Origin of the sequence: Mesorhizobium sp. WSM4989 (assembly GCF_029625795.1) — a bacterium.
Lineage (GTDB): Bacteria > Pseudomonadota > Alphaproteobacteria > Rhizobiales > Rhizobiaceae > Mesorhizobium.
On the sequence record NZ_JARTVN010000001.1, the window covers coordinates 1,287,909 to 1,311,170 of the forward strand.

20 protein-coding genes are annotated in these 23,262 nt (G+C 64.6%); 11 read left to right on the top strand and 9 right to left on the bottom strand.

What is annotated here, in order from left to right; translation table 11 throughout:
* Position 1 precedes the first annotated feature (1 nt).
* Genes P9217_RS06330 through P9217_RS06355 form a run of 6 tightly spaced genes read right to left on the bottom strand, consistent with a single transcriptional unit; the run spans position 2 to position 7,264 of the window.
* On the bottom strand, positions 2–919 hold the full coding sequence (locus P9217_RS06330) for a dihydrodipicolinate synthase family protein (RefSeq protein ID WP_278086391.1): 918 nt from the start codon (positions 917–919) through the stop codon (positions 2–4).
* Positions 916–1,512, bottom strand: a complete 597-nt coding sequence (locus tag P9217_RS06335; RefSeq protein ID WP_067327493.1) for a hypothetical protein — start codon at positions 1,510–1,512, stop codon at positions 916–918. The genes P9217_RS06330 and P9217_RS06335 overlap by 4 nt, the downstream gene beginning before the upstream one ends.
* 2 nt (positions 1,513–1,514) lie before the next feature.
* A complete protein-coding gene (locus tag P9217_RS06340; protein WP_278086390.1) occupies positions 1,515–4,364 on the bottom strand; it encodes a 2Fe-2S iron-sulfur cluster-binding protein in 2,850 nt (949 codons plus the stop codon).
* On the bottom strand, positions 4,361–4,630 hold the full coding sequence (locus P9217_RS06345; RefSeq protein WP_127246544.1) for a sarcosine oxidase subunit delta: 270 nt from the start codon (positions 4,628–4,630) through the stop codon (positions 4,361–4,363). Before P9217_RS06345 ends, P9217_RS06340 begins: the two co-directional genes overlap by 4 nt.
* 2 nt (positions 4,631–4,632) lie before the next feature.
* Positions 4,633–5,874 (bottom strand): FAD-dependent oxidoreductase, encoded by a 1,242-nt coding sequence (locus P9217_RS06350; RefSeq protein WP_127217458.1) that lies wholly within the window; start codon positions 5,872–5,874, stop codon positions 4,633–4,635.
* The gene (locus tag P9217_RS06355) at positions 5,864–7,264 is read right to left on the bottom strand and encodes an MmgE/PrpD family protein (protein WP_127324500.1); all 1,401 of its coding nucleotides are present in this window, start codon (positions 7,262–7,264) and stop codon (positions 5,864–5,866) included. Before P9217_RS06355 ends, P9217_RS06350 begins: the two co-directional genes overlap by 11 nt.
* A 167-nt stretch (positions 7,265–7,431) precedes the next feature.
* On the opposite strand from P9217_RS06355, the gene P9217_RS06360 reads away from it, so the two are divergent.
* Positions 7,432–8,325, top strand: a complete 894-nt coding sequence (locus tag P9217_RS06360) for a LysR substrate-binding domain-containing protein (protein WP_066989425.1) — start codon at positions 7,432–7,434, stop codon at positions 8,323–8,325.
* Positions 8,326–8,377: 52 nt separating this feature from the next.
* On the opposite strand, the gene P9217_RS06365 is transcribed toward P9217_RS06360, so the two are convergent.
* The gene (locus P9217_RS06365) at positions 8,378–9,280 is read right to left on the bottom strand and encodes a GNAT family N-acetyltransferase (protein ID WP_278086389.1); all 903 of its coding nucleotides are present in this window, start codon (positions 9,278–9,280) and stop codon (positions 8,378–8,380) included.
* Positions 9,281–9,514: 234 nt separating this feature from the next.
* On the opposite strand from P9217_RS06365, the gene argE reads away from it, so the two are divergent.
* From argE to P9217_RS06395, 6 genes are all read left to right on the top strand, one after another.
* Positions 9,515–10,639, top strand: a complete 1,125-nt coding sequence (argE, locus tag P9217_RS06370) for an acetylornithine deacetylase (protein ID WP_095825749.1) — start codon at positions 9,515–9,517, stop codon at positions 10,637–10,639.
* A 13-nt stretch (positions 10,640–10,652) separates the two neighbouring features.
* Positions 10,653–11,576 (top strand): glyoxylate/hydroxypyruvate reductase A, encoded by a 924-nt coding sequence (locus tag P9217_RS06375; RefSeq protein WP_278086388.1) that lies wholly within the window; start codon positions 10,653–10,655, stop codon positions 11,574–11,576.
* A 23-nt stretch (positions 11,577–11,599) separates the two neighbouring features.
* On the top strand, positions 11,600–11,953 hold the full coding sequence (locus tag P9217_RS06380; protein ID WP_067328000.1) for a cupin domain-containing protein: 354 nt from the start codon (positions 11,600–11,602) through the stop codon (positions 11,951–11,953).
* A gap of 149 nt (positions 11,954–12,102) precedes the next feature.
* Positions 12,103–13,566, top strand: a complete 1,464-nt coding sequence (locus P9217_RS06385; protein ID WP_067327476.1) for an aldehyde dehydrogenase family protein — start codon at positions 12,103–12,105, stop codon at positions 13,564–13,566.
* A gap of 10 nt (positions 13,567–13,576) precedes the next feature.
* The gene (locus P9217_RS06390) at positions 13,577–14,620 is read left to right on the top strand and encodes a tartrate dehydrogenase (RefSeq protein WP_278086387.1); all 1,044 of its coding nucleotides are present in this window, start codon (positions 13,577–13,579) and stop codon (positions 14,618–14,620) included.
* Between the two features lie 18 nt (positions 14,621–14,638).
* Positions 14,639–16,096 carry an NAD-dependent succinate-semialdehyde dehydrogenase gene (locus P9217_RS06395; RefSeq protein ID WP_127239899.1) on the top strand — a complete coding sequence of 486 codons (1,458 nt, stop codon included), beginning with the start codon at positions 14,639–14,641 and terminating at the stop codon, positions 16,094–16,096.
* A 13-nt stretch (positions 16,097–16,109) separates the two neighbouring features.
* Here P9217_RS06395 and P9217_RS06400 read toward each other — a convergent pair whose 3' ends face one another.
* Positions 16,110–17,384, bottom strand: coding sequence for an FAD-binding oxidoreductase (locus P9217_RS06400; protein WP_278086386.1), 1,275 nt, complete (start codon positions 17,382–17,384; stop codon positions 16,110–16,112).
* A gap of 16 nt (positions 17,385–17,400) precedes the next feature.
* A complete protein-coding gene (locus P9217_RS06405) occupies positions 17,401–18,069 on the bottom strand; it encodes a haloacid dehalogenase type II (protein WP_067327464.1) in 669 nt (222 codons plus the stop codon).
* A gap of 320 nt (positions 18,070–18,389) precedes the next feature.
* On the opposite strand from P9217_RS06405, the gene P9217_RS06410 reads away from it, so the two are divergent.
* From P9217_RS06410 to P9217_RS06425, 4 genes are all read left to right on the top strand, one after another.
* Positions 18,390–19,229, top strand: coding sequence for a GNAT family N-acetyltransferase (locus P9217_RS06410; RefSeq protein WP_278086385.1), 840 nt, complete (start codon positions 18,390–18,392; stop codon positions 19,227–19,229).
* Positions 19,230–19,243: 14 nt separating this feature from the next.
* Positions 19,244–20,617 carry an aspartate aminotransferase family protein gene (locus P9217_RS06415; protein WP_095801048.1) on the top strand — a complete coding sequence of 458 codons (1,374 nt, stop codon included), beginning with the start codon at positions 19,244–19,246 and terminating at the stop codon, positions 20,615–20,617.
* Positions 20,618–20,855: 238 nt separating this feature from the next.
* Entirely contained in the window at positions 20,856–21,578 is a 723-nt protein-coding gene (locus P9217_RS06420) for an HAD-IA family hydrolase (RefSeq protein ID WP_127246552.1), read from the top strand.
* Between the two features lie 63 nt (positions 21,579–21,641).
* Positions 21,642–23,252: an ABC transporter substrate-binding protein gene (locus P9217_RS06425; RefSeq protein WP_095825758.1), complete on the top strand. Its 1,611-nt coding sequence runs from the start codon at positions 21,642–21,644 to the stop codon at positions 23,250–23,252.
* Positions 23,253–23,262 lie beyond the last annotated feature (10 nt).

Sequence of the window (23,262 nt, forward strand, 5' to 3'; positions counted from 1 at the left end):
TTCAGCCCCGCCTCGGACCTGGAATGTGATCGGCAAGAGAACTCAGCGCCTCGAGCAAAGCCTTGCCTGCCTGCGGGCTGGTGTTCTCATGCGGCGCGCGCAGATTGAGCCAGCGCTGGTCGCCGGAGCGCACGGCAAGTGCCGCTTTCATGCCGCCGATCAGCCCGGCGGTCTGAACCGCCTTTCGAAATTCCTTTATGGCGGCATCGGCGGCCGAGACGTCGCGGCCGGTGCGCGCGCCGTCATAGACGGCGCGGATAGCCCTGGCGTTGAGGTTCACGGAAGCGGAAATGCAGCCCGCCGCGCCGGCGGCCAGGCCTTGGGTAAGCTGGCCCTCGGAACTCGGGAAGACGGAGACGTTGGGCGCCGCCGCGATCACGGCGGCGGTGTTGTCCCAGTTCCCGGCACTGTCCTTGTAGGCGACAACGGTTTCGGGAAATGCCGCGTTGAGCCGCGCCGTCAGCACCGGCGATACCGGCACCCCGGAATTCTGCGGGATGTGATAGAGGATCAGCTTGAGCTTCGGGCTGGCGACTTTCTCGACCAGTTCCGAATAGTAGCGCGCCTGCCCGTCATCGCCCGCCGCGGTGTAGAAGAACGAGGGCAGCACCATGACGCCAGCGCAGCCGAGTTCCAGGGCATGCCGGCTGAGTTCGAGCGTCTCGGGCAGCGCGGTAACGCCTGTGCCGGGCATCATCTTATCCGCCGGGATGCCGGCCTCGGCCAGCCACTCCAGGGCTTGCATGCGTTCGCGCGGCGACAGCGACAGCGCCTCGCCGGTCGTCCCAAACGGCGAAAGGTAATGCGCGCCCTGAGCAAGCACCCATTTCGCATGGTTGACCCACAGATCGCGGGCGACGCTGCCGTCTTTGTCGAAGGGCGTCAGGATGGGGCCAATGACGCCTTGCACGCTGTTCATCGATGGTTCTCCCGGGTCGTCGTGTCGCCGTCGGCGAGCTTCGCTGCCGCGTCGACTGTTCTGATAAAGAATGCTGTCGAGGCGATGTCGAAGAAGACGTGGAAGCCTGCCTCGCTGCGCACCAGCACGGCTTCGAGATTCGCGACGCGCGTCTGCGCGATCTCGTCATCGGCAAAACGGCCAGGCCTGAGGTCCAGTGCGCAAAGCCTCGCCATCACCGCTTCTGCCGACTGGCCGGAAAGCCGCATCCAGCTCCAGCCTTCCTCGCGCCAGGACCAATAGCCGCGCGAACCTTTCTCGGCCTGCCAGGCAGCGACGAGCTTTGCGACGGCGCCACCGGCGATATCGTCAATCGCGAGGAAATCTTCGCTGCCTAGACGCAGCAGCCTGACGCCGCCCTGCCTAGCGATGCGATTGACGGGCGGCAAGGCGAGACCTTGCGCTTCGAGCCAGGCTGAACTGCCGGGCCCTTTGATGCCGAAGCGCGATCGGGCCGTCAGATCGGTCACTATCAGTTGCCCATTTGGCAGAACTGCTTCAGCGGCCGAGCCGTCCGGCGACAGGGGAAATGTTCGCATGGCAAGACCGGCCATCTTTACATCTCCTGCCGGACGTTCTGCGGATCGAAAAAGGCGTGACCGACCACCGGCACCTGCACCAATTCGCCGCTGCGACACTTCACCGTGACCTTGCTGCCAGGGGCAGCGTCGTCGATATGGACATAGGCCAGCGCGATTGTGTGGCGAAGCGTTGGCGAGAAGCCAATCGAAGTGATCTGCCCAACCGGGTTGCCGCCGCGCAGCACCAGGCAGGACTCGCCGGGGATGTTGCTTGCACCCTCGAAAGAGAGGCCGACGAGCCGGCGCGTTTCGCCAAGCCTCGTCCGCATCTCGATTGACCGCTTGCCGACGAAGAAGGGCTTCTTCTTCGAAACCGCCCAGCCGAAACCGAGCTCGTTGGGCGTGGTCAGCGCGTCGGTATCCTGGCCGATCAGGATATGCCCCTTTTCAAGCCGCAGCATGCGCGAGGCCTCGAGTCCATAGGGACGCAAGCCATGCGGCTTGCCGGCCTCGGACAAAGCGTCCCACAGCGCGACCGCATAGCTCGAAGGACAGTGCAGCTCGTAGCTCACCTCGCCCGTGAAGCCGATCCGCATCACACGCACCGGCAGGCCGGCCAGCATGCCTTCGCGCCCGTGGAGATAGGGGAAAGCGTCGCGCGAGAAATCGATGTCGCCATCTAGCGCCTGCAAGACCTCACGCGCCTTCGGGCCGGTGACGTTCATGCCGGAAAATGCTGCCGTGACGTTGAGCACGTCGACCTTCAGCCGCCACTGCGCATTCCAGAACAGCATGTCGGCCTGCACGCGGGCGACGGCGCCGGTCGTCGCGGTGACGTAGAACAGGTCATCGGCGAGACGATAGGCGACGCCGTCATCGATAACCGTGCCCATCTCGTTGAGCATCAGGCAGTAGCGGACCCGGCCGACGCGCTGGTTGGCATGCGCCATCGTGTACATCCGATCGAGGAAGGCGCCGGCGTCAGGACCGCGGATCTCCAGCTTGCCCAAAGTCGACACGTCGAGCATGCCGACGCCGTTGCGGACCGCGGCGATCTCTTCGCGGACCAGGCGGTCTATCCGGTCTTCCGGCCCGTAAAAATACGGCCGCCACCAGGCACCGATCGGCTTCATGCGAGCGTTGAGTGCGAGATGGCGCGCATGCAGCGCGGTGCGCCGCTCCAACGGCTCGTGATGGCCGGCGAGCACGCCGAGCTTCTCCGGTCCGGTCGGCGGCCGCGCCGTGGTGATGCCCACCTCGCCAACCCCGCGCCCCGTCGCTTCGGCGACAATCCGCGCCGTGGCGAGCGCCGAATGCCTGCCTTGGCTCGGCCCCATGCCGACGGTGGAAAAGCGCTTCACCAGTTCGAGTTCGCGATAGCCTTCCTTGACCGCATTCCTGAGGTCCTTGACCTGCAGATCCTCATCGAAATCGACGAAGTCGCGACCTTTTGCGTTGCCGGCGAGCGGTTGTGCCCAGGCAGCTGGCTCGGGCTCGTATTCGTTCTGCACGTCAGGAGGATCGCCGTGGCCGAGCCGCTCGAGAGCCTCGCGCGCGGCGCGGCGGCCGTCGGCCATCGCAGACTGCAACCGCGATTTGCCGGCAACGGCGCCTGCCAGCCGGACGGCCGCGCCCACCGGCAGACTGAGCGTCATTCGCGCCGTCGCATCGTCGAAGCCAACTATCGCTCCCGCATGGCAGGGCAACTGCCAGGCAGGCACCGAGCCGACGGAGACCGCCACGAGATCGCAGTCGATCCAGCGGCTGCCAATGCGGACCCGCGTCACATGCTTGTTGCCGCGCGTCCCGGACGCTTCCTCGATCGGGGCGCCTGCGAGGATCCCTATCCCCCTGGCCCGAAGCTCACCGGCGCGGTCGCCGGCATTTGGCCGAGGATCGACGATCGCGGCCAGTTCGACGCCAGCCTCGACCAGATCCAGCGCGGAGTCGTAGCCATCGTCATTGGCGGCCAGCACGACGGCCCGCCGGCCAGGTTGCACCGCGTAATGGCGGAGCACTCGTTGCACGGCGCCGCCGGTCATGATGCCAGGCAGATCGTTGTTGCGGAACACCGCCGGCTGCTCGATGGCGCCTGTTGCCAGGACAACCTCGCGGGCGCGGGTTCGGTAGAGCCGGTTGCCCTGGATCAGCGGCAGCCAATTGTCCTCATACCAGCCGTTGCAGATGGTGCCGGTCATGATGCGCAGATTGGGGAGCTTGGCTGCCTTGGCTGCCAGACTGAACAATATGCCCGGATCGCAGCGGCGATAGGTCAGCGAACCGCCAATTTCGGGATTGTCGTCGCACAACAGCACGTCGGCGCCGGCTTGTGCGGCCGAGATCGCAGCCGATAGACCCGCCGGCCCCGCGCCGACGACCAGCAGGTCGCAGTGAAGATGCGCCTTGTCGAAACTCAGATGCGGCGCCTTGACGTCGACGATCCCGAGCCCCGCCTTGCGACGGATCATCGGCTCCCAGAAGCGGAGCCAGCTGTCCTGTCTCGGACCCATGAAGGTGCGGTAGTAGAAGCCGACCGGCAGGAAACGTCCAAAGCGGTCGATCACCGCATCGCGGTCGTTTTCCAGGGAGCCGTTGACGTTCTGCGCCGTAACCATCATGCCGTCCTGGAGCGGCGTCAGGTCGGCGGGAACATTCGGCTCCGACGGCAATTGCACCAGCGTGTTCGCTTCCGCGCCGGCCATGGTCATGATGCCGCGCGGCCGGTGGTATTTGAACGAGCGCGACAGGACCCACTGGTCCGAGGCCGCCAGCGCGCTGGCGATGCAGTCGCCGGCAAAGCCATGATAAGCCTTGCCTTCGAAGGTGAAGCGGACAGGCCGCGTCCGGTCGAGGCGCGAACCGTATGGCGTGCCAAGCCGCGTCATGGCCGGCTCCCAATGGCGTAGGTGCGGATGATCTCGTTGGTGACGACGTCGCGCTCGGCGAGGAAGAAGAAGTTGCTCGGCACGTGCCGCCAGCACTCGACCACCACACCTTTTCGATTGTCCGCGCGGAAGAGATGCCTTGCCCACTCAGCGTCGGCGGCAGCGTCGGCGGCAGCGTCCGCATCGGGCCTCTGCCGCAGCGGACCGAAGGACTGGAATTCGTCGATGTTGCGCGGGCCGTTCATGGGGCAGTCAAGCAGCTTCATGGTCAGTGGCTCGCCGCCGTGGCGCCCATTTCGTTGAGCAGTCGGAACTTCTCGAAGCGCTCCAGCGCAAACGGCTTCAGCAGGTCGGGAACCCGGCCCCTGGCGATGGTTTCCGCCATGCGCTTGCCGGCGACCGCAGTCGCCTTGAAGCCCCAGGTGCCCCAGCCGCAATCGAGCCACAGATTCGCGAGAGGGCTGGCGCCCATGATCGGGCTGTAGTCCGGCGTCATGTCGGTGATGCCGGCCCATTGCCGCAGCACCCGCACACCTTGCAGGAAGGGAAAGAGATGCACGGCGCCTTCCGCCAGATGCTCCTTCATGTCCAGCGTCGAGCGGGTCGAATAGAGCTGGTACGGATCCGAGCCGCCACCGATGACGATCTCGCCGCGCGAGGATTGCACCAGATAGGTGTGCAGCGATACGGACGAGACCAGCGTGTGCAGCCAGGGCTTCAGCGGCTGCGTCACCATTGCCTGCAAGGGGTAGCAGCGGATCGGCAGTTCCACGCCGGCCATCATCGCAACATCGTAGTTCATGCCGCCGGCGGCGATGAGCACGGAGCCGCAGGCGACCCGTCCGCGGTTCGTCACCACAGCGCGCACCTGGCCGTTCTCGACCTCAAAACCTTGAACTTCGGTGCGCTGGTGGATTTCGGCGCCGCGGCGCGAGGCCTGCGCCGCGAAGCCCCAGGCAACCGCATCGTGGCGGGCCGTGCCGGCATCGGCATGCCAGAGGCCGCCGAGGATCTCGAGCGCACCGTCGCGATCCATGTTGAGTTCGGGCACCAGCTTCTCGACCTCTTTTGCGTCGATCACCTCGGTGCGCGTGCCCATATGCTTGCCCATCTCGGCGCGCAGATGGAAGGCGCGCAGCGTCGCTTCCGTGTGTGCGAGCGTCAGCTGGCCGCGCTGCGAGAACATGACGTTGAAGTCGAGTTCCTGCGACAGCGCTTCGAAGAGCGAAACGCCTTCCTTGTAGAAGGCGACGCCTTCCTGGGTGATGTAATTGGAGCGGATCGTCGTGGTGTTGCGTGCGGTATTGCCGCCGGCCAGATAGCCTTTTTCGAGCACCGCGATGCTGGCGATACCATGGTATTTCGACAGATAATGCGCGCAGGCCAAGCCATGCCCGCCGCCACCGACGATGACCACGTCATAGGACGGCTTCAGCTCAGGCGTCGCAGGAATGTCGCCCGTCACCGGATAGTCGCGGCTAAGCCCGTATTTGAGAAGCCTAAGCGGCATGGCTGCCCTGGCCGCCAGGAGGATCGTAGACCAGAGCGGTCACCTCGGAAAACCGGTGGTCGGCGTCGGTCAGGCCGAGAATACCGTCCCGGATCGCGGCGGCCCTGGTCGAGCCGAGAACGGGCGACGCAAACTCCATGTACTTGGCGACGATATCGTCTTCGCTGAACGGGGCTTCGGGGCCGCCGCGTGCGTGGACATCTCCGGACTCCAGCTGCCGGCCGTCAACCGTCTCGATCTGCACGTCGGCCCAGCGCCCGGCGGGGAAACGGTCGCTGTGCTTCGCCGCCTCGTTCACCTCGACGCGCTTCAGCAAATCCGCGACGGCGGCATCGCGCAGACCCGAGCCCGAAATGTGCTCCACGCCGATTCGACCATAGTGGATCATCGTGGCCACGGCGAAGGGCAGGCTGTACTGCGCCTTTGATGTCGTGTCCGGCATGCCGGCAAACAGCGTCGCCGCATAGTGGAAGCTGTTGACATGGACTTTGCGTATGTCTTCCGGCCGAAGCCCATGCTGCAGGCAAAGCGCGCGCGTCGCGTCGATCGCCGCGTGGGCCCAGCGGCAGACCGGATACGGTTTTATGTATTGCCGGGTCATCTGCCAGAACAGGCCGAGGTCATCCCAATGTGCCGCGACCTCCGGCGCCTCGACCGTGATCGCCGGCGCGCCGGCGAAACCGGCTTCGGCAAGCACGGCGGCCGACAGGCCGACCAGCGCCCCCATGCCTGAGCCGTCATGCAGCATGGTCGGCGTTGCGATCTCGCGCATCATCTGGCTGCGCGGTCCGTGATACTCGGCGATGCCGAAAGCATGGCGCAGTTGATCGTCGTCAAGCGAAAGCAGGCGGGCCGCGACCGCCGCCACGCCAAGAGAATTCCACGCGCCGGAGGTGTGATAATCGGAGACGGTTGCGTGCAGCGCAATGCCGGCCCGCCCCGCGATCTCATAGCCGACGACGATCGCGGCCAGCGCCTCGGGGCCGGTCAACTCAGGCTTTTCTTCTGCGAGCGCAAGCAGCGCCGGGATAACCGCCACGCCGATGTGCCCCTTGGTCGGCGGGTAACCGTCATGGCCGTCGAGATTGTCGGTCTGGGTCGCCGCCGCGAAGGCGGCGCCGGCCATGCTGGCGCGCCTGCCGTCGAAGATCATCCTCGCCGCGTGCCGGTCGGCGCCGGAACCGTAGAGCATAACCGCGGCATCGCGCGCGATTTGTCCGGCCTGCATCGGGCCGGCGGCGATGGCAATGCCCATCGTGTCGAGGAACTGGAGGGCTGCCGATTTCAGAACGTCGCGCGGGAACGCGCCGGCCGACCTGCGCAGCACGAAGTCGGCAACACGGGCAAATACGGTGGAAGCAGACTCACCTTCCGTCGTCCGCTGGTCCATGGCGCCACCTTTCGCGTCCCGATCGCTCCAAGATAACTACGAATAATTTGGTCTCATGGGCCAGGCACGTAATTAGTTTGGCGCCATCGCACAAAAAAATCGGGGTCAAGGCGATTGCGGAGGCCAACGAAGCCGGTCTAGTTTTCGCTTCGCCAAGGAGCGATCGCATGAAGCCGCCACCCCCACTGAACTATATCCGCTCGTTCGAGTGTTCGGCGCGGCATCTCAGCTTCACCCTCGCTGCCAGCGAGCTCGGCTACACCCAGGCGGCGGTCAGCAATCATGTGCGGGGGCTGGAACACTATCTTGGCCGGCAGCTCTTCGTGCGCTATCCGCGCAGCCTGAAGCTGACCGAAATGGGCGAGGCCTTCCTGCCTACGCTGCGGCAGGCGCTCGACCAGATCGATCACGCCACGGAGGCGATCGTCGCCTCCTCGCGCAACAGGACGGTCGTCATCTCCTGCCCAATGAGCCTGGCCGAAAACTGGCTGGCCGGCTGCATGGCGGCGTTCCGGCAAATCCATCCGGAGATCGAGGTCGTTCTGCACGGCACGATCTGGGAAGACCTCAGCGAGCAGATCGCCGACATCACCATCTCGACCCGCCGCTTCGACGACCGCCCGCCGAGTGGCGTTCCGCTGTGGAACGACCAGCTCGCCATCCTCTGCGCACCCGGCCTGCTGTCCGGCCCGAAAGGGCTGCGCTCGCCGCGCGATATCCTCAATGTCGACTGGATCTTCGTCCATGGCCGCCAAGAATATTGGCAATGCATGGGCGACGCGCTGCAGATCGACATTTCGGATTATGAGAAAGGCATTACCACGAACGCCTCGAACATTGCGCTGGAACTGGCGGCAATGGGCGCGGGCTGCGTCGCCACGCAATATTCGCTGGCGAGAACCTATATCAGCCGCGGGCTTCTGGTGGAGCCTTTCCCCGTGCGGGCCGCCAGTCCATGGACCTATTATCTTTCGGAGAGCCAGCTTTCGAAAGGCAGCGTGGTGAGGACCGTCAGAGGGTGGATCATGGAACGAGCCAACGCCCATGTAGAAACCGTTTAGGCTGACGGCTCGGCAGCCATCCGTCCGGGGGAAGGAAGCAATCCGAAGACAACTATCCGAGGGTCTGACTTGCTAAGGCATAGGTCTTCGGCCTAGCCGAGCCGCCGTCGGAGAAATCGCCAAGGCATTTGCCCTTCGACATGGTCAGCACCGTATCGAAGACCGGCATTCCGCTATGCGACAGGAAGGCGGCGAACTCGCCATTGTCCATGTGCGTGTCGATCCTGAGGAAATATCCCGAATGGTAGGCCACGTGCGGCCGGACGACCGCAAGGGCGTCGGGGTCGCTTCCCGCCACGACCGGCCCTATGACATGGCCCCGCCCGAACGGTCGGCAGAGGGCAAAAGCGGTCAGCTTGTTCCCGTCGAAAAGGCCATAGCCGGCCGAATGCTCGAAGAGCTTTTCAATGAGCGCTGTCCGCCTCACGCCAAATCCCGCCGCGTCCAGGGCGATCGCCGCCGCAATATCGCCCGCGTCCAAGGTCCGGACGTTGCCGCGCCCTTCCGTCGGCCGGCCCGCTGTCGGCACGCGGGCGATGCCCTGGCATTGATAGACGGTCTTCTCCGGCTGGAAGTCGAGAGAGAGATAAAGCCGCCGCGCAGCACGGGTTGCGTTGAGGCGCAGATCGCGCCCGGGAATCCTTTCGAAGATCCGCTTCATTAGCCATTGCGCCGCCCCCTGCGTCTGAAGCCGCGGCGAGGTGATGACCATCCCCACGGTGGCGAAATTGGCGCCATGCGGGAACCACATGGCCGAACCGAGAGCCCGGCCGATCTCATCGAGCGCCACGAAGCCTTGGCCCGATTCACGCAGGAATTGCCAGTCCTCGGCGCGATGCGGCCATCCCACCGACAGCGAGAGCGCGTGCAACCTCTCCAGGTCGACATCTTGGACGTCGCCGATACGCATCGAGAAGGCATCGATTTTCAAGCTTTCGGACGGCTTCACTTCCATGGCCCTGAAAGAACCCTCAAAAATCAACGGGCGAGCAGACCGCTGACCCGTGCCCGCCAACGCTAGACAAGCAAACCCCACAGGATTTGCTCGAAAGCCGTGCACCAACGCAAGATTCAACTGAAACACTTCCGCTTTCGGCATGCAATCGCGTGGCAACGCACCCATCCTCTGCGGAAATTCGCCAGCATGCGGCATCGATGCCGGCGAACCCTAAATGCCTTGAGGGCTGCAATGGACGTCTTCGACATCCTCGACCGTCTCGTCGCCTTTCCGTCTGTCGCCGGCAAGCCCAACGGCGACATTGCCGGCTGGATCGAGGCTCATCTCGCCGAACAAGGCGCGAAGGTCACCCTGCTCCCAGGGCCAGAGGGCGACCGTTTCAATCTTTTCGCCACCATCGGCCCGGCCGAGGTTCCGGGCTACATCCTGTCCGGCCATATGGACGTCGTCCCCGCCGGCGAGCCGCAATGGAGTTCGGCCCCTTTTTCGCTGCGCCGGGAGAGCGAACGGCTCTACGGACGCGGCACCACCGACATGAAGGGGTTTCTCGCCGCCGCGCTCGCCGCCGTGCCTGCGCTTGTGCGGCTGCGCCTCGCCAGACCGATCCACCTCGCCTTCTCCTATGACGAGGAGATCGGGTGCCGGGGCGTGCCGCATTTGATCGCCGGGCTGCCCGAGCTTTGCGCCAAGCCGCTCGGCGTCATCGTCGGCGAGCCGAGCGGCATGCGCGCCGTGCGCGGCCACAAGGGCAAGGCGGCCGCCCGCGTAATCATCAGCGGCCGCTCCGGCCACTCCTCGCGACCGGATCTTGGGCTTAACGCCATCCATGCGATGTCCGATGTGCTGAGCGCCGCCGTGAGTGAAGCGGAGCGGCTGATGCATGGCCCGTCCGACCCAACCTTTGAGCCGGCCTATTCCTCGCTGCAGGCCGGTGTGATCGCAGGCGGCCAGTCGGTCAACATCATCCCCGACAGCTGCACGCTCGACCTGGAGGCGCGCGCAATACCGGGCATCGAACCGGCTGGCTTGCTCACCCCGGTCAAGGCGCGGGCTGAAGCTCTTGCCGCTCAAGGCTATGTTGTTGAATGGAAGCCGATTAGCGCCTATCCGGCGCTGTCGCTGCCGCAAGACTCGGCTCTGGCGGGACTGCTGCGCGAATTGACCGGCGAAGCGCCTTTAGCCGCCGTCAGCTACGGGACGGAGGCCGGACTTTACCAGGGCTCCGGGCTCGATGCGATCATCTGCGGCCCCGGCGATATCGGGCGCGCCCACAAGCCGGACGAATATATTCTCGCCAGCGAGCTCGCCGCCTGCCAGCAGATGATCGAGGCGCTGGGCGCGCGATGCGCGGCCTGAAGGAGCAGCCGGAATGACATTCCTCTTCAATTCCGACGCGCGGCGTGGCGCGATCTTCGCCGAGGCCTTCGCTAAGGAGTTGCCGGACCTCCCCTTCACGATCGATGCCGCTACGGTCGATCCCGACGCAGTGCGCTACCTGATCACCTGGACGGTGCCGGAGAACCTCGACCGCTACACCAACCTCGAAATCCTGTTCTCCATCGGCGCCGGCGTCGATCAGTTCCGCTTCGACGCGGTGCCCGCGCCGGTGAAGATCGTGCGCATGGTCGAGGAGGGCATCGTGCGCATGATGCAGGAGTATGTGACGCTCGCCGTGCTTGCGCTCCACCGCAACTTGCCGGCCTATCTGGCGCAGCAGCGCGCCGGAGAATGGCGCGACATCCCTCAGCCTCAAGCCGCGTCGCGCCGGATCGGCGTGCTCGGCCTCGGACAGCTTGGCCAAGCCGTCCTCGACCGGCTGAAACCTTTCGGCTTCCAGCTCTCCGGATGGAGCCGCTCCCCGCGGCGGCTCGAAGGGGTGACCTGTTATCATGGCGAGCTTGGGCTGGAGCAGATGCTGGCGGCCAGTGACATACTGATCTGCCTGCTGCCACTGACCGAGGAGACGCGCGGATTTCTGAACGCCGGCCTGTTCGCGAAACTGCCTGACGGGGCGGCTCTCGTTCATACGGGTCGAGGCCCGCAGCTCGATCACGAAGCGCTTGTCGCCGCGCTCGATAGCGGCCATTTGTCGTCGGCGATGATCGACGTGACCGATCCCGAACCGCTGCCCGCGGGACATTCGTTCTGGTCGCATCCGAAGATCATCCTCACTCCGCACATAGCCAGCGTGACCCAACCCGCGACCGCCGCCCAGGCCGTCATCGACAACATCAAGCGCCACCGCGCCGGGCTCGATCCCATCGGGCTCGTCGACCGGTCGCGCGGTTATTGAAACTCAACTGGAAAGGCCATCCTTTGTCCCTGCTCAAGTCCATCGATATCAACCCGAGCTTTTCGCCCCGCGAATCGACCGCGCTGCCGGAGCGGCTCATTGCCGGCAATCCCGCCTTCAAAACCTGGGCGCAGGACGTGGCCAAGGACGACCTTGTCCATACCGGCGTCTGGGAGGCCACGCCCGGCGAAACGCGCTCGATCAAGGGGGAAACCTTCGAGTTCTGCCATATCCTCGCCGGCGTGGTCGAAATCACGCCCGACGCCGGCGAAACGGTGACCTACCGGGCCGGCGACAGCTTCGTCATGAAGCCGGGCTTCACGGGTGTTTGGAAGACCATCGAGACCGTGCGCAAGATCTACGTCACAGTGGGCTAGCGAGCGCCCGCGCAGGCCCTGACCGCCGCGGAAGATTTTGCCGTCTCTTGTCCCCAGCACGCAACATTCGTCGGCGGCGGATCGCCGAACAGCGCATGCTGCGTGTCGGCACGGGCTAGGCTGAGGCCGATGCTGCCGAGTGGTTGCCCATGAGCCTGAGCTTCGATCCCGATACAATCTCGCTTCCCGTCGGCCACTTCATCGATGGGGAGCTGATTTCGGCCGAGGGTGCGATCGAGATGCGCCGTCCGTCCGACGGCAAGTCCTATGCCGCCTGCCCCGTGGCCGGTGCGGACTTGGTGAACCGGGCGGTGGAAAGTGCCAAAGCGGCGCTGAAAGCCAGCAACTGGGGCGGCGTCCGGCCGCGCGAGCGCACCGGGGCGCTCCACGCCTGGGCCGATCTGATGGAAGCGGAAGCCGAAACGCTCGCCAGGATCGAGGCGCTGTCCTCGACCCGGCCCGTGGGCCAGCTCGCCGCCGGCGACATCGCCGTGACCGCCGAGCAGATCCGCTTCTTTGCCGAGTTCGCCGATAAGGAAGGCAGCGAACTCGCGCCGACCGACGACGCCAGTTTCGGCATGATCATGAGCGAACCCTATGGCGTCGTGGCCGCGATCACGCCCTGGAATTTTCCGATCTCGATGGCCGGCTGGAAACTCGGCCCGGCGCTGGCTGCGGGCAATGCAGTCGTGCTGAAGCCTTCGGAAATGACGCCGTTCTCGACCGTCTATTTGGCGCAGCTCGCCGTCAGAGCCGGCCTGCCGGCAGGACTTGTCAACGTGGTGCTCGGCGACGGTCCCACGACCGGCACGGCGTTGACCGGCCATCCCGAGATCGCCAAGGTCAGCTTCACCGGTTCGACCCGCGCCGGCTCGGCGATCATGGAGAACGTCGCCCGCACCGGCGTCAAGCCTATGACGCTGGAGCTCGGCGGCAAGAGCCCGCAGCTCGTCTTTGCCGATGCCGATCTCGACAAGGCGGCGGCCGCAATCGCCGGCAGCGTCACCTTCAATGCCGGCCAGGCCTGCGTGGCCGGCACGCGCCTGATCGTCGAGAAGAGTGTGGCCGGCAGGCTGACGGCCTCGATTCTGGAAAAGATGAAGGCGGTGAGGTCCGGCCCGACCTGGGACGAGACCACGCAGTATTCGCCGATCATCTCGGAACGGCAGCGGGGACGTGTCGACGCCATCGTGCGGGCCGCGGTCGAGGCTGGCGGCGAATGCCTGACGGGCGGCACCTTTATGGACAGCCCCGGCTATTTCTACGAGCCGACGCTGATCGCCAATGTCGACCAGGCCAATCCGGCGATCGTCGAGGAAATCTTCGGCCCGGTCCTGACGGTCCAGACCTTCGAGACCGAAGACGAGGCGCTGGCGCTGTCCAGCCATCCGACCTACGGACTGGCTTCCGGCCTGTTCACCGCCGATCTGTCTCGCACGATCCGTCTCGCGCGCAAGCTCGAAGCGGGCACCGTGTGGGTCAACCGCTACAGCCGCTCGCGCGACCACATCCTGCCGACCGGCGGCTACAAGCGCTCCGGCATCGGCAAGGACCTTGGCCGCGAGGCCTATCTCGCCAACCGCAGGACCAAGAGCGTCCTGATCAGCCTGTGAAGAGATGCCGATGAAGACCTACTCGATCGCCCTGATCCCCGGTGATGGCATCGGTCGCGATGTGACCGCCGCCGCCTGGACGGTGCTGGAAACCGTGGCGAAGCACTCCGGCTTTGCCCTGACTGGGACCGAGTTTCCATGGTCCTGTCGTTTCTTCAAGGAAACCGGTCGCATGATGCCCGAGGACGGCATCGAGACCTTGCGCCGCTTCGACGCCATCCTGCTCGGGGCCGTCGGCTGGCCGACGCAGGTGCCTGATTCCGTTTCTCTCCACGGGCTGCTGCTGCCGATCCGCAAGGCATTCGTGCAATACGCCAATATCCGGCCGCACCGGCTGCTGCCGGGTGTGAGGGGGCCGCTGCGAGCCGAGAGCTTCGATATTCTGTGCATCCGCGAAAACACCGAAGGCGAATATTCCGGCGCCGGCGGGCGTGTGCATCAAGGCACGCTGGACGAGGTCGCGGTGGAAACCTCGATCTTCACCCGGGCCGGGGTCGAGCGCATCCTGCGCTCCGGCTTCGAGCAGGCACGGGCGCGGCGCGGCAGGCTGGCTTCCGTCACCAAGTCCAACGCGCAGAAATATTCGATGGTGTTCTGGGACGAGATCACGCGCAAGCTGGCCGCCGACTATCCGGACGTCGACGTGACCAGCTATCATGTCGACGCACTCGCTGCGCGCATGATCATGGATCCGCAGAGCCTCGACGTGGTCGTCGCTTCCAATCTCTTCGGCGACATACTGACGGATATCGGCGCGGCGATCCAGGGCGGGCTCGGCTACGCAGCTTCCGCCAACATCAACCCCGACCGCTCGGCGCCGTCCATGTTCGAGCCGGTGCACGGCTCCGCGCCCGACATCGCCCACCTCGGCATCGCCAACCCGATCGCCGCCATATGGTCGGGCGCAATGATGCTTGAACATCTGGGCGAAAAGGACGCAGCCGGCCGCATCATGAACGCGATCGAAGCGACAACGGCGCGAGGGGTGGGAACCACGGCCGGCAAAGATCGTACGGACGCCATCACATCCGCCGTTGTCGCGGCGCTCACCTGATTTGCGAGGTCATTTTCGATGAAAAGCCTGAAAGACAAAACTCTCTTCCGCGAGGCCGGTCTGATCGGCGGCAGATGGGTCGCGGCAGGTTCCGGCAGAACGGTCGATGTGATCGATCCGGCAACACAGATATCGATCGGCACAGTGCCCGACATGGCCGGCCCGGAGGCCCGCGCGGCCATAGAGGCCGCGGCTTCCGCCTATCGGGATTGGAAAAAGAAGACCCACGCCGAACGCGCCGCCATGCTGGAGGCCTGGCACGGTCTGATGCTTAAGCATCTGGACGATCTCGCACTGATCCTGACCACGGAACAGGGCAAGCCGCTGGACGAGGCCAAAGGCGAGATCCACTACGGAGCGTCCTTCGTCAAATGGTTCGCCGAGGAGGCGCGCCGGATCAATGGCCACACCATCCCCTCGCCTACATCAGACCGCCGCATCATCGTCCTGAAGGAACCCGTCGGCGTGTGCGGCATCATCACGCCTTGGAACTTTCCCAATGCGATGATCACCCGCAAGGTTGCGCCGGCGCTGGCCGCCGGCTGCACGGTGGTGATCAAGCCCTCCGAGTTCACGCCCTATTCGGCGTTGGCGCTCGGCGTGCTCGCCGAACGCGCGGGTATTCCCGCCGGCGTCATCAACATCGTCACCGGCATGCCGGCCGAGATCGGCAACGAGATCATGGCGAATGAGACCGTGCGCAAGATCTCCTTCACCGGTTCGACCAGGGTCGGCTCGCTGCTGATGCGCGGAGCGGCCGACAGCGTGAAAAGGCTCAGCCTCGAGCTCGGCGGCAACGCGCCCTTCATCGTCTTCGACGACGCCGACCTCGACCTCGCCGTCGAGGGGGCGCTGGCGTCGAAGTTCCGCAATGGCGGCCAGACCTGCGTGTGCGCCAACCGCATTCTCGTCCAGGCCGGAGTCTATGACGCCTTCTCCGCCAAGCTCAGCGCCCGCGTCAATGCGTTGACGGTGGGACCGGGCACGCAGCCCGGTGTCGCCATCGGCCCAATGATCAACATGGCGGCGGTCGAGAAAATCAATCGGCACGTCGAGGACGCGCTTGCCAAAGGCGCGACGATCGTCACCGAGAAGCCGGTGCTGCCGGAGGGTCCTCAATATGTCGCCCCGCTGGTGCTGGCCGGTGCGACAAACGAAATGGAACTCGCCAGCGAGGAGACTTTCGGTCCGGTCGCACCGCTTTTCCGTTTCGAGACGGAAGAGGAAGCGGTCGCGCTTGCCAACGGCACACCTTACGGGCTTGCCTCCTACTTTTACACCGAGAACCTGAAGCGCGCCTGGCGCGTCGGCGAGGCGCTGGAGTTCGGCATGGTGGGTCTGAACACCGGCTCGGTTTCGATGGAGATAGCCCCCTTCGGCGGCGTCAAGCAGTCCGGCCTCGGGCGCGAGGGCGCGCAGGCCGGCATCGAGGAATATCTGGAACTGAAGAGCTTCCACATGGGCGGGCTGGGTTAAACCCCAGCCCCGATCACTGGATCCGGTCGAGCGCCTTGTAGTAGAGACCGACCATCGGCAGGAACCAGGGCTTGCCGGAATAGCCGGGAATGGCAGGCCACTCGAGCCCCTTCATCGGATTGCGGTCCGCGCGACCAAGCATGGCATCGGCCATGATCATGCCGAGATGGGTGGAAAGCTGGGCGCCGTGGCCGGAATAGCCCATCGCGTACCAGACCCCGTCATGGTAGCCGGCCCGCGGGAAGCGGTCCTTGGTCATGTCGACCAGCCCGCCCCAGCAATAGTCGATCTCCACCCTGGCGAGCTGCGGGAAGATCGCCGCGAGGCTTGCCCGCAGAATCTCTCCGCTCTTGGCATCGGAGCGCTGGTCCGATGTCGCCGAAAAGCGTGCGCGGCCGCCGAAGATCAGGCGCTTGTCCGGCGCAAGCCGGAAGTAGTTGCCGATGTTCATCGAGGTCACGCATGTCCGGTTGCCGGGCATGGTCGCGGCGATCTCGGCGTCGCTCAGCGGTCGCGTGGCGATGATGAAGCTGCCGACGGAAATGATCCTGCGGCGAAAATAGCCGAAATTCGGCGTGGTGTAGGCGCCGGTCGCCACCAGCACATTGTCGGCGCTGATGCGGCCGCGGGAGGTGGTCAGCTGATGCCGCGTGCCCGACTGCCTATGATCCGTCACCGCCGCATTCTCGTGGATGACGGCGCCATGGCGAACCGCGGCCGTCGCCAGCCCGGCCACGTAGCGGCCCATATGCATCATGGCGCTCTTCTTCGACAGCATCGCGCCATGGAAGGGCGAGCCGATCTCGGATTTGAGATCGTTCGGCGACAGCAGCGCCGTATCCGGATCCACCTCGGCATGGACGGCCTCGAAGTTACGGGCGATCGCTTCGAAATGCTGCGGCTTGGAGGCGAGCTTCAGCTTGCCGGCGCGGCGGAAGTTGCAGTCAATACCCTCCTCGGCGACTACCGCCTCGATGGTGTCGACGGAATCGTCCAGCGCCCGGTAGAGCGCGATCGCGCGCTCCTTGCCGAGCTCCGCCTTGGCCGAAAGGTAGCTGTGGGCGAGGCCGTTGTTCAGGTGCCCGCCATTGCGTCCCGACGCACCCCAGCCGACCCGCTCTGCTTCCAGCACCGCCACCTTGGCGCCGGCCTTCGCCAGTTGGCGGGCGGCGGCGAGGCCGGTGAAGCCGCCGCCGATGATGGCGGCGTCGTAGTGTCCCTCGACCGGGCCGTGCGCCCCGCCGGAAAAAACTGGAGCGGTGTCGTGCCAGTAGGAGACCAGCTTCATTTGCAATCCGTCAGTTTCAAAGCCCGACCACGCCCGGAAGACCGGAAATGTCGGCGATCTCGACATAGCCGTAATACGGGTTGGCCGGCTCGTGGCCGCGATTGACCCAGACCTTGTTCTTGATCCCGAGGTCATGCGCCGACATCAGGTCGTAGCGGAACGAGGACGAGCAGTGAAGAACATCCTCCGGGCCACAGCCCAGCCTATCGAACATATATTCGAAAGCCTTGAAGCGTGGCTTGTAGGCCTGCGCCTGTTCGGCCGTGTAAACGGCATGGAATGGCGCGCCGAGCTTCTCGACATTGGACATGATCTGCGCGTTCATGGCGTTGGAGAGGATGACCAGCGGAATTTCCTTGGCAACCTTCGCCAGGCCAGCTGGAACGTCCGCGTGGGGTCCCCAGGTCGGGACACGCTCATAGACCATCGTGGCGTCGTCCGGGCTGAAGGCAACGCCGTTGCGCTTGCAGGCGCGCTCGAGCGCGTTGTGGACGACGTCGGCATAGGGCTTCCAGTCGCCCAGGATCTCGTCGAGCCGGTAAGCCGCGAAGTTCTTGATGAACGCCTGCATGCGCGGCTCGTCGAGTCGGCTGCCATAGAGGTCACGCGCCGCCTCCGCCATCTGGAAATTGGTCAACGTGCCGTAGCAGTCGAAGGTGATGTATTTGGGCCTGAAAGAAGCCATATCCGTCGATCTCCGGTGGAAGCACATCCGCGTTGGGACGTCTTTCATCATAGGCCGGCAGGAAGCGACCTACCTGACCGAAAAGCGCCTGCCGAAAGCAGAAAGTTCCGTATCCGCGGTTCCGTTTGGCACGCTGTAGCATCTTGAGCGTCGAAGGATGCCGCCGGTCGAGGCGCTAAACGCATCCAGTTCCATAGGGGCCAGCACAAGATGCGGCGCACGCCCTCAGCAACGGCGAATGATACCGCCGAAGTCGAGACCTTCAGACGATCTGCGGCGCACCGATGATCGAGACTTGGGGTCAGACTGAAAGGTGCGTCATGCAGCAAGGCGAGATCGAACTCCAGGACTTCGGGCCGGATCATATCGAGGGTGCAGTCGCGCTATCTCGGCAGGAGAATTGGCCGCATCGCCCGCAGGATTGGCAGATGGCGCTGCAGCTTTCGAGCGGCGCGGTTGCGCTCGACGACCAGGGCCGGGTCGCCGGGACAATCCTGGTAACGCCTTACGGCGCCGATTGCGCCATGATCAACATGGTGATCGTCGACAGGAACGCGCGAGGCAAAGGGCTCGGGCGCCGGCTCATGGAACAGGCCTTCGCCCTTGCCGGCGACCGTCCGCTGCGGCTCGTCGCCACGACCGACGGCATGCCTCTTTATGAGAAGCTTGGCTTCGTGCCCTCGGGCACGATTCTTCAGCATCAGGGCCAGGTGGCAGCGCTTGAGGCTTCCGACGGTGTGGAAGCCGCGGGCGCGCACCATCTGCCGGAAATCAAGGCCCTGGACCGTGACGCCTACGGCGCCGACCGTGAAGCTTTGATCGATGCGCTGGCCGAGCGGGGTGAATTCGCCGTCATCCGCCGCAGTGGCGTCATCGCGGCCTATGCCGCAATCCGCCCGTTCGGACGCGGCGAGGTGATCGGCCCCGTCATCGCCGGAAATGCAGACGACGCCAAGGCCCTGATCAGCTTTGTCGCCGCGTCTCGCCCTGGCGCTTTCCTGCGCGTGGATACCGAAAGCAGGACCGGCATCGCCGGCTGGCTCGGAGAAATCGGCCTCGCTCATGTCGGCGGCGGCGTCGCTATGGACCGTCCGGCCAAGAATGGGGCCGAACAGGCCAGGCCAAAAGTTTACGCCCTCGCCAACCAGGCGCTCGGATAGCCCGGAGGACAACAATGCTCGCCAATTCCCTGATCGAACTCGACCGCGCCCATCTCATCCATCCGGTCGCCTCATATCGCGGCCATGAGGCGCTCGGCGTGCGGGTGCTGAAATCGGCGAAGGGCGCTACCGTGACCGATGCGTCCGGCCGGCAACTTCTCGACGGCTTCGCCGGACTGTGGTGCGTCAATGCCGGCTATGGTCACGACAGCATCGTCGAAGCAGCGGCCCGGCAGATGCGCGAGTTGCCCTACGCCACCGCCTATTTCGATCTCGGCTCGGAGCCCGCCATCCGGCTCGCCTCGGAGCTGGCCGACCGGGCGCCGGGGGATCTCAATCACGTCTATTTCACGCTCGGGGGATCGGACGCGGTCGACAGCACGATCCGGTTCGTCCGCTACTACTGGAATGCCAGAGGCGAGCCTGAACGCGACCAGTTCATTTCCATTGAGCAGGGTTATCACGGATCGTCGGTGGTCGGCGCGGGCCTGACCGCCCTGCCCGCCTTTCATGCCGGTTTCGGCATTCCGTTCGAATGGCAGCACAAGATCCCCTCGCCCTATCCCTATCGCAATCCGGTTGGCGATGACCCGAACGCGATCATCGCCGCATCGCTCGCCGCGCTGAAGGCGAAGATCGAGGAGATCGGGCCGGAGCGGGTCGCCGCCTTCTACGCCGAGCCGATCCAGGGCTCGGGTGGCGTTATCGTCCCGCCGAAAGGCTGGATCAAGGCGATGCGCGAACTCTGCCGTGAATACGGCATCCTGTTCATCGCCGACGAGGTGATCACCGGTTTCGGCCGCACCGGCCCCCTGTTTGCCTGCACGGAGGAGGATATCGTTCCCGACTTCATGACCACCGCGAAGGGCCTGACCTCGGGCTATGTGCCAATGGGCGCTGTCTTCATGGCCGATCATGTCTATAACGTCATCGCCGATGGCGCAGGCGCCTCGGCGGTCGGCCACGGCTACACCTATTCCGCCCATCCGGTCAGCGCCGCCGTCGCGCTCGAGGTGCTGAAGCTCTATGAGGAAGGCCTTCTGGAGAACGGCGCCAGGGCCGGCGCGCGCTTGATGGCGGGCTTGTCTGCCTTGAGCGACCATCCATTGGTCGGCGATGTGCGGGGTCGCGGCATGCTTGCCGCCATCGAGCTGGTGGTCGACAAAAAGAAGAAAACGCCGCTTCCGGCCTCGGCCATGCCGGCGCGGCGCGTCTTCGACAGGGCGTGGGACAATGGCCTGATCATCCGCGCCTTCGCGCATGGGGTTCTCGGCTACGCCCCACCGCTCTGCTGCACCGACGGCGACATCGATGCGATCATCGAGCGCACGCGCCGGACGCTGGACCAGACGCTGGACGACGCCGATGTCCGCCGGGCGCTTGCATGAAGGGCGACGCATTTTTCGCATCTCGAAATATCGCCGCGGCAGACGATTTCGCAATTTTGTGCCGCTACCTCGCGCCTTTTCGGCGAATCCAGCGCGGGGGAAGTGCCAGACTGCTTTTTAAGACAAGGCCAGAAAGCCCGGATTTCCGGGCTTTTGAAAAAGGCCGACGCCCCGGACAGCACGGAATTTTGTTCTGTTCAGCATCAGTAATTCGGCCGCGCGCAGAGGAGAGCCAGTCTTGGCCAGGGGCTTTAGCGAATTCAAATACATGACCTTCGATGTGGTCGGCACGCTGATCGACTTCGAAGGCGGCATAACGACCTGCCTGGCCGGGATCGCTGCGGACGCCGGTGTCTCAATCGACGGCGAAGAAGCGCTGGCCCTTTACCGGCAGGCCCGCTACACGCCCGATGCGAACCTGTTCCCCGACGATCTCGCACGTGTCTACATGGTCATCGCACCGCGGCTCGGCCTGCCGGCCGAGGAGAAATACGGCGCCCGCCTGCGGGACTCGGCCAGCGTCTGGCAGGGCTTCTCCGACAGCAGGGCGGCGCTGGCCGACCTTGCGACGTCTCATAAGCTGATTGCCATGACCAATGCCCGGCGCTGGGCTCTCGACCATTTCGAGAAGCAGCTCGGATCGCCCTTTTTTGCCACCTTCACTGCCGACGATACCGGCACGGAAAAACCGGATCCCGCCTTTTTCCAGAAAGTCTTCGATTTCGTGGCGTCGCGCGGCGACAGCAAGGACGACATCCTGCACGTCGCGCAAAGCCAGCATCACGACATCGGCATATCCCGGGCGCTCGGCATGACCAACTGCTGGATCGAGCGCCGTCATGCCCAGAAGGGCTATGGCGGCACGATCGAGCCCGAGCGCTTCACCGTGCCGGACTACCACTTCACCTCGATGGCCGCATTTGCGGCGGCCGTGCGGGAGAGCATGAAAGAACGAACCTGAACCCAAGCCCGGAAAAGCCGCAGCAAGACGCGCGTCCTGACCAACCAACGAAAGGGGAATGACATGACCGACAAGATCACCAACTGGACCGGAGCAGACGATGCGATGGTCGAAAACGCCATCCGGCGAGGCGCGAGCCGCCGCGAACTCCTCAAGATGCTGCTGGCGGGCGGCGCCGCGGTTGCCGCGGGCGGCGTTGTGCTTGGCCGTGCCACGCAGGCCGTCGCCGCCACGCCGGTCTCCGGCGGAAACTTCAAGGCGGCCGGCTGGTCGTCATCGACGGCCGACACGCTCGATCCGGCAAAGGCATCGCTCTCCACCGACTATGTCCGGTGTTGCTCGCTCTATAACCGTCTGACCTTCCTCGACAAGGATGGCAAGACGCAGATGGAACTGGCCGAAAGCATCGACAGCAAAGACGCAAAGACCTGGACGGTGAAGCTGCGCAAGGGCGTCACCTTCCACGACGGCAAGGACCTGACGGCTGACGACGTCGTCTTCTCGCTCAAGCGCCATCTCGACAAGGCGGTCGGCTCCAAGGTCGCCAAGATCGCCGCACAGATGACCGGCTTCAAGGCGGTCGACAAATCGACGGTCGAAATCACCCTGGCCGATCCGAATGCCGACCTTCCGACCATCCTGGCGCTGCACCACTTCATGATCGTGGCCGACGGCACCACCGACTTCTCCAAGGGCAACGGCACAGGCGCCTTCGTGCTGCAGACGTTCGAACCGGGCGTCCGTTCGGTCGTCACCAAGAACAAGAACTACTGGAAGTCGGGCAAGCCCTATCTCGACTCCTTCGAATTCATCGCCATCAGCGACGACAGCGCCCGGGTCAACGCCTTGCTTTCCGGCGATATCAATTTTGCTGCCGCGATCAATCCGCGCGCAATGAAGCTGCTGCAGAGCCAGCAGGGCTTCGAACTGTCGAAGACGACCTCGGGCAACTATACGGACCTCAACATCCGGCTCGACATGGATCCGGGCAGCAAGGCCGATTTCGTGACCGGCATGAAATACCTCGTCAACCGCGAGCAGATCGTGAAATCGGCATTGCGCGGCCTCGGCGAAATCGGCAACGACCAGCCCGTCTCGCCGGCGAACATCTTCCACAATGCGGACCTCAAGCCGAAGACTTTCGATCCGGACAAAGCGAAGTTCCACTTCAAGAAGGCGGGCCTGCTCGGCCAGTCCATTCCGGTGGTCGCCTCGGACGCCGCGACCTCGTCGATCGACATGGCGGTCATCATCCAGGCCGCCGGCGCGGAAATCGGCATGAAGCTCGACGTTCAGCGGGTCCCATCCGACGGCTACTGGGACAATTACTGGCTCAAGGCGCCTGTCCATTTCGGCAACATCAATCCGCGCCCGACGCCGGACATCCTGTTCTCGCTGCTTTACGCCTCCAACGCGCCCTGGAACGAAAGCCAGTACAAGTCCGAGAAGTTCGACAAGCTGCTCGTCGAGGCGCGCGGCCTCCTCGACCAGGCCAAGCGCAAGGAGATCTACGGGCAGATGCAGACCATGATCTCCGAGGAAGCAGGCACCATCATCCCGGCCTACATCTCCAACGTCGATGCCCTCTCCAGCAAGGTGAAGGGTTTGGAGGCGAACCCGCTCGGTGGCATGATGGGGTACGCAATGGCGGAATACCTCTGGCTCGAAGCCTAAGAGGCGCCTG

Bases quoted from the DNA above. Each gene is read 5' to 3' on its own strand.
- P9217_RS06400 (WP_278086386.1), bottom strand. From the start codon at position 17,384: ATGAAGCTGGTCTCCTACTGGCACGACACCGCTCCAGTTTTTTCCGGC.
- P9217_RS06360 (WP_066989425.1), top strand. From the start codon at position 7,432: ATGAAGCCGCCACCCCCACTGAACTATATCCGCTCGTTCGAGTGTTCG.
- P9217_RS06355 (WP_127324500.1), bottom strand. From the start codon at position 7,264: ATGGACCAGCGGACGACGGAAGGTGAGTCTGCTTCCACCGTATTTGCC.
- P9217_RS06340 (WP_278086390.1), bottom strand. From the start codon at position 4,364: ATGACGCGGCTTGGCACGCCATACGGTTCGCGCCTCGACCGGACGCGG.
- P9217_RS06410 (WP_278086385.1), top strand. From the start codon at position 18,390: ATGCAGCAAGGCGAGATCGAACTCCAGGACTTCGGGCCGGATCATATC.
- P9217_RS06345 (WP_127246544.1), bottom strand. From the start codon at position 4,630: ATGAAGCTGCTTGACTGCCCCATGAACGGCCCGCGCAACATCGACGAA.
- P9217_RS06335 (WP_067327493.1), bottom strand. From the start codon at position 1,512: ATGGCCGGTCTTGCCATGCGAACATTTCCCCTGTCGCCGGACGGCTCG.
- P9217_RS06415 (WP_095801048.1), top strand. From the start codon at position 19,244: ATGCTCGCCAATTCCCTGATCGAACTCGACCGCGCCCATCTCATCCAT.
- argE (WP_095825749.1), top strand. From the start codon at position 9,515: ATGGACGTCTTCGACATCCTCGACCGTCTCGTCGCCTTTCCGTCTGTC.
- P9217_RS06350 (WP_127217458.1), bottom strand. From the start codon at position 5,874: ATGCCGCTTAGGCTTCTCAAATACGGGCTTAGCCGCGACTATCCGGTG.
- P9217_RS06365 (WP_278086389.1), bottom strand. From the start codon at position 9,280: ATGGAAGTGAAGCCGTCCGAAAGCTTGAAAATCGATGCCTTCTCGATG.
- P9217_RS06395 (WP_127239899.1), top strand. From the start codon at position 14,639: ATGAAAAGCCTGAAAGACAAAACTCTCTTCCGCGAGGCCGGTCTGATC.
- P9217_RS06330 (WP_278086391.1), bottom strand. From the start codon at position 919: ATGAACAGCGTGCAAGGCGTCATTGGCCCCATCCTGACGCCCTTCGAC.
- P9217_RS06390 (WP_278086387.1), top strand. From the start codon at position 13,577: ATGAAGACCTACTCGATCGCCCTGATCCCCGGTGATGGCATCGGTCGC.
- P9217_RS06405 (WP_067327464.1), bottom strand. From the start codon at position 18,069: ATGGCTTCTTTCAGGCCCAAATACATCACCTTCGACTGCTACGGCACG.
- P9217_RS06375 (WP_278086388.1), top strand. From the start codon at position 10,653: ATGACATTCCTCTTCAATTCCGACGCGCGGCGTGGCGCGATCTTCGCC.
- P9217_RS06385 (WP_067327476.1), top strand. From the start codon at position 12,103: ATGAGCCTGAGCTTCGATCCCGATACAATCTCGCTTCCCGTCGGCCAC.
- P9217_RS06425 (WP_095825758.1), top strand. From the start codon at position 21,642: ATGACCGACAAGATCACCAACTGGACCGGAGCAGACGATGCGATGGTC.